Source organism: Pseudofrankia saprophytica (assembly GCF_000235425.2).
GTDB classification, from domain to species: domain Bacteria; phylum Actinomycetota; class Actinomycetes; order Frankiales; family Frankiaceae; genus Pseudofrankia; species Pseudofrankia saprophytica.
Genome location: NZ_KI912266.1, coordinates 8,108,533 through 8,114,015 on the forward strand (window position 1 = coordinate 8,108,533; position 5,483 = coordinate 8,114,015).

General features: G+C 73.8%; 4 protein-coding genes. 2 read left to right on the forward strand and 2 right to left on the reverse strand.

Translation table 11 applies throughout. The annotated features are described in order from the left end of the window. A partial coding sequence (locus FRCN3DRAFT_RS50150) for a CpsD/CapB family tyrosine-protein kinase (RefSeq protein WP_157845293.1) occupies positions 1-1,304 on the reverse strand: 1,304 nt, incomplete at its 3' end. 257 nt (positions 1,305-1,561) lie between these two features. Between FRCN3DRAFT_RS50150 and FRCN3DRAFT_RS0234200 the strand changes: the two genes are divergently transcribed. Further along, entirely contained in the window at positions 1,562-3,460 is a 1,899-nt protein-coding gene (locus tag FRCN3DRAFT_RS0234200) for a polysaccharide biosynthesis protein (protein WP_425343328.1), read from the forward strand. Positions 3,461-3,523: 63 nt separating this feature from the next. Here the strand turns inward: FRCN3DRAFT_RS0234200 and FRCN3DRAFT_RS0234205 are convergent, their stop codons facing one another. Beyond that, complete coding sequence (locus FRCN3DRAFT_RS0234205; RefSeq protein ID WP_007520425.1) at positions 3,524-4,495, reverse strand: NAD-dependent epimerase/dehydratase family protein; 972 nt, start codon at positions 4,493-4,495, stop codon at positions 3,524-3,526. Positions 4,496-4,677: 182 nt separating this feature from the next. On the opposite strand from FRCN3DRAFT_RS0234205, the gene FRCN3DRAFT_RS52185 reads away from it, so the two are divergent. After that, a partial coding sequence (locus FRCN3DRAFT_RS52185; RefSeq protein ID WP_232794239.1) for an LbetaH domain-containing protein occupies positions 4,678-5,483 on the forward strand: 806 nt, incomplete at its 3' end.

Here is a 5,483-nt window from a genome sequence, read left to right on the forward strand (position 1 = left end):
CCCCGGTCGAAGGAGCCGGCGACCGGGCGCTCCGAACGCGCGGGCGACGCGAGGCGCGGCCACCAGCGGCGGCCAGCCGCGGCCAGGCGCGCGAAACCGAGGCGCCAGAATGCTCCCTCGCCAGCCGGTCGGCCGGCCAGCCCGCCGACCGGGACCATGGTCAGCACGGTGCCGAGCACCCGGCCGCCGGCCGCCCCCACCGTCGCCGTCGCGTCGCGCAGCTGGCCGCACCGGGTGTGCCCGGCCCGGGCGAGCAGCAGCGCGCCACCGGCCCGGCTGGCGAGAACCGCCGTACCGGCCTCCGCCAGCAGCGGCGGCGTGTCGACGACCACGAGGTCGTAGCGACTGGTCAGCCTTTCCAGCAGGTCCGCCATGCCACGCGAGGCCAGCAGCTCGCTCGGGTTCGGCGGGACCGGTCCACTCGGCAGGACGTCGAGCCACCCGTCGCCGACCCGGCCGGCGCCCCACGGCCGGGTCGCGACGTCCAGCTCGGCGGCGCCGATGAGCACGGAGGTGAGCCCGGGCGACGGCTCGACGCCGAGGTAGCCGGCGAACGACGGCTGGCGCAGGTCGGCCTCGACCAGGCAGACCCGCGCCCCGCCGTAGGCCGCCGTGATCGCCAGGTTGCAGCAGGTGGTGGACCGGCCCTCGGACCCGACGGCGCTGGTGACGACGACCGCGCGCGGCGGGCCGTCCACGTGCAGGAAAGGCAGGGAGGCGCGCAGCCGGCGGAACGCATCGGCGCGCGGCGAACGCGGGCTTCCGTACACGACCAGCGGGCGCCGGACCGCGTCGGGCTCCTGGGCGACCGACCCCAGCAGCGGCGCGCCGGTGATCCGGACGGCGTCGTGCTCACCGACGCGCGCGCGCTCGCCCGGCAGACCGCGCAGGAGGCGTGCCAGCGCCACCGCGCCGCCGACGACCAGGCCGAGCAGGACGCCGAGCGCGACGACCCGGACCGGCCGCCAGACGGCCGCCGCGGCGAGCAGCCCGCCCAGCGCCGCGCAGGCGAGGACGAGGAACCAGACGCGCCGCCCAGCGCACGCCCACTCCAGCAGCCGCGGGAGCCACGGGCCGGGAGCCCGCGGGCCCAGAGCCCGCGGATCCAGACTCGGTCGATCCAGAGTCAGCCGATCCAGAGTCCGCGGCTCCAGGGTCCGCGGTTCCGCGGCTCTCGGCTCCAGGCCTCGTGGCTCCGTGGCCCGTGTCTCCAGGTCCCGTGTTTCCAGGTCCCGTGTTTCCAGGTCCCGTGGCCGCGAGGCGCGGAACGTGGAGTTCCGCGGTTCCAGGTCCGGTAGTTCCACGCGTCCGCTCACTTTCCGCCCCGTCTAGTTGTTCCGCCGGGTCAGACCAGGACCGGACACGGAGGACGCGCCGGTCGCGGCGTACCGCCTCGTCGCGCCGCCGGGCGGGACGGCCGTACGACTCGCCACGCCCGCGCGTGCCCGCCGATCCGTAGCACCGAATCGACCTTCGGATGCGCTTACTCTATGGCGTCATGTGGAGACGTAGAGTAGAAGGCGCGCGTGGCCGACTGTGGACGGCGGCCATCGGGCGCCGCGTGTCGCGCCTCGTGGCGCGCCTCGAGCTACGCCAGCGGGTCGGTCTCCAGATCACCTTCGACAGCCTCGCGCTGGTCGCGGGACTCGCCGCCGCGCAGACGGGGCGGTCCAACTTCGACGTCAGCACGCTGCGCGACCCCGGCTTCTGGGTGATCGTGCTGCTGGCCGTCTGCCTGCTGCACTTCCTCGGCACCGCGCTGCACCTCTATCTCGGCCGCTATCGGTTCGGCGGCTTCGAGGAAGTGCTGAGCATCCTCACCTCCGTGACCCTGACGGTCATCGGGCTGGAGATCGCGGTGGCGGCGTTCGGCCAGCCCAGGCCGCTGCCACTGTCGGTGCCACCGCTCGGCGGCACGGTCACCCTCTCGATCATGTTCGGGGTGCGCTACCTCTACCGGCTCACCGAGGAGCGGCTGCTGCGCCCCACTCCCGAGGGCACCCAGGCGCTGATCGTCTTCGGCGCGGGCGAGGGCGCCGAGCAGGTGCTGGCCGCGATGTTGCGCACCCCCGACAGCCCGTACTACCCGGTGGCGCTGCTCGACGACGACCCGCGCTGCTGGAACCTGCAGCTGTATGGAGTGCGGGTCCGTGGCGGCCGAGACCAGATCGAGACCGTAGCGAGGGCGACCGGCGCCCGGACGCTGCTCGTGGCGATCCCCAGCGCCGAGGCCACGCTGCTGCGGGAGGTCACCGGGCTCGCGGAGGCAGCGGGGCTCGCGGTCAAGGTGCTCCCCCGGGTCGCCGACCTGCTGGGCGGCAACGTCGACGTCAGCGACATCCGTGAGATCGACATCGCCGACCTGCTCGGCCGCCGCCAGGTCCACACCGACATCGCCGTCGCCGCCAGCTACCTGACCGGCCGACGGGTGCTGGTCACCGGCGCCGGCGGGTCGATCGGCTCCGAGCTGTGCCGCCAGCTGCACACCTACCGGCCGGCAGAGCTGATCATGCTGGACCGCGACGAGTCGGCGCTACGCGCCGTCCAGCTCTCGATCTACGGCCACACCCGCCTGGACGACGACAGCGTCGTGCTCGGCGACATCCGCGACGTCGACATGATCACCGCGCTGTTCACCGAGCGGCGCCCGGAGGTCGTCTTCCACGCGGCCGCGCTCAAGCACCTGCCGCTGCTGGAGCGCTACCCCGGCGAGTCGGTGAAGACCAACGTCTGGGGCACGCTGTCGATCCTGGAGGCGGCGGTCGCCAGCGGGGTGCGGCGGCTCGTCAACATCTCCACCGACAAGGCGGCCGACCCGAGCAGCGTGCTCGGCTACTCGAAGCGGATCACCGAACGGCTCACCTCGCACGTCGCCGCGGAGCACGGTGTTCCCTACGTGAGCGTGCGGTTCGGCAACGTCCTGGGCAGCAACGGCTCGGTGCTCACCATCTTCGCCAGCCAGCTGGCCGCGGGCGGTCCGCTCACCGTCACCGACCCCGACGTGACCAGGTACTTCATGACCGTGCAGGAGGCCGTGGAGCTGGTCCTGCAGGCGGGCGCGCTCGGTTCCAGCGGTGACGCGCTGGTGCTCGACATGGGCGAACCCGTGCGGATCGACGACGTGGCACACCGGCTCGTCGCGCGCGCCGAGGCCAAGCCGGGCGGGCAGAAGATCGACATCGTCTACACGGGGCTCGGTGTCGGCGAGAAGATGCACGAGGCGCTGTTCGGTATCACCGAGACCGACGACCGGCCCCGCCACCCGCTGATCTCCGAGGTCCCGGTGCCGCCGCTGGACCCGAGTCTCGTCGTCGAGCTGGACCCGTGGGCCGACGACGAGAAGGTCCGGCACGCGCTGCGGGAGCTCGGCCGCGACAGCGACCTCGCCGCCGTCACCGCCGGCCTCACCTTCATCCCCCGCCAGCCCACCGGTCCCGACTCCACCACCCCCCGCCGCTAACCCCACGGCTGCGGGCGGGGCCCGTGCCGCCGGGGGCGGCGGGGGCCGCGGGGGCGGGCGAGGTCAGGCCCTGCCGCGGACGGGCGGGGGGGCCTGCGGGGCGACGCGATGACCGCCGCGGGCGGCGTACCAGGCGACGGTGGCGTCGAGCGCGGTCGCGAGATCGACGCTGGTCGCGTGTGGGAACAGCGTCCGGACGGTCGCGATGTCGGCCTGCAGGTCGCGGACGTCGCCGGCCCGGCCCGGCCCGAAGGCGACCGGCAGCTTGCGGCCGACGATCTCCTCCAGCCGGGCGACCATCGTGAGCAGGTCCACCCGGTTGCCGAACGCGAGGTTCACCGGCCGCGGGTGGGCGAGCCGGCGGGTGGTCGCGTCGGCGAGCATCGCCGCGATCGGCTCGACGTAGCCGACGTCGCGGGTCTGGCGCCCGTCGCCGAACACCGTCAGCGGACGGCCGGACAGCGCCGCGTCGATGAACGACGGGATGACCGCGGAGTAGGCGTGCCCGACCGCCTGGAACGGGCCGAAGACGGTGAACAGCCGCGCCACCAGCACCGGCAGCCCGAAGCTCGCCTGGTAACCGAGCGCGTAGGCCTCCGCGGCGAGCTTGCTCGCGGCGTACGGGCTGCGCGGGGCGACGGGACCGTCCTCCCGGCAGGGCATCGGCCCGGCGTCGCCGTAGACCGACCCCGACGAGGTGACGATGACGTGCGCCTCGGCCCGCTGGGCGACGTCGAGCACGGTGAGCGTGCCGGTGACGTTCACGTCGTGGCTGGCCAGCGGGTCGAGCAGCGAGCGTTCGACGGACGGCCTGGCGGCCAGGTGGACGATGCTGTCCGCGCCGGCGGCCGCCTCCTCGAGGATGGCCCGGTCCGTGACGCTGCCGACGATGAGCTTCACCGGCAGCCCGGAGAGGTTGGACACGGCTCCGGTGCTCAGGTCGTCGACGACGATCACCTCGCAGCCGGCCGACAGCAGCGCCCTGGTCAGATGGGATCCAAGAAACCCGGCTCCGCCGGTCACCACGACCTTCATCGCTTCATCACCCTTCGGAGTCGGACAGGTGCCATCCGTAGTATGCTTGCCTCTCTTCCGATCTGCGATCACCGATGAGAGTCGACACGGCACGAGTAGTGACGATCGCTGCGGCGCGGCCGGGGTCGGCGCTGCCGCGGCGCCTCGTTGAACTCGCTAGCGAGGCGTTCTACGGTCACCTCGTGCCAACAAGCCGCCACCGTCGGCAACTAGTCATCGTGGGAACCGGCGGTTACGGCCGCGAGCTCCTCGACGTGGTCGAAGCCGTCAACGCCGCCACATCCGACCAGGCCACCTACCAGCTCGTGGGTTTCCTGGCCGAGGAGCCGCGCGGCCGTCTCCTCGACGGCGCCCGGGCCTCGCCCGACGAGCGGCCGTCGCTCGACGAGCGGCCGGCACCCGACGAGCGGCTGACACCCGACGAACCGCTCGCGCTCACCGGCCGAGGAGACGGGCGGCGGCGACGTCGGACCGACGAGGACCTGCTCGCCCGGCGCGGCGTGTGCCTGCTCGGCGGGCTGGATCTGCTGGCGGGCCTCGACGTCGACTACCTCATCGGTGTGGCCTCCCCGGGCGCCCGCGCCCGGATCGACCGCTATGCAAGCGCGCTGGGCCGTCGGCCCGCGACGCTCGTACATCCGCGGGCCACCATCGGCGGCGACGTGAAGCTCGGCCCCGGCACGGTGGTCTGCGCGCTCGCCAGCATCACGACGAACGTCGCGACCGGTCGGCACGTGCTGCTCGACGTCGGGGCGAGCGTCGCGCACGACTGCCGGCTGCGTGACTACGCGACGCTCGCCCCCGGCGCCCGCGTCTCCGGCGAGGTCGAGATCGGCGCCCGCGCGTGGATCGGCAGCCAGGCGACCATCGTGCGGATGCGCCGCGTGGGTCCCGGCGCCGTCGTCGGCGCCGGCGCCGTCGTCGTCGACGACGTCCTGCCCGACCTCGTCGTCGCGGGCGTGCCCGCCCGCCCGATCGCCGCCACCGG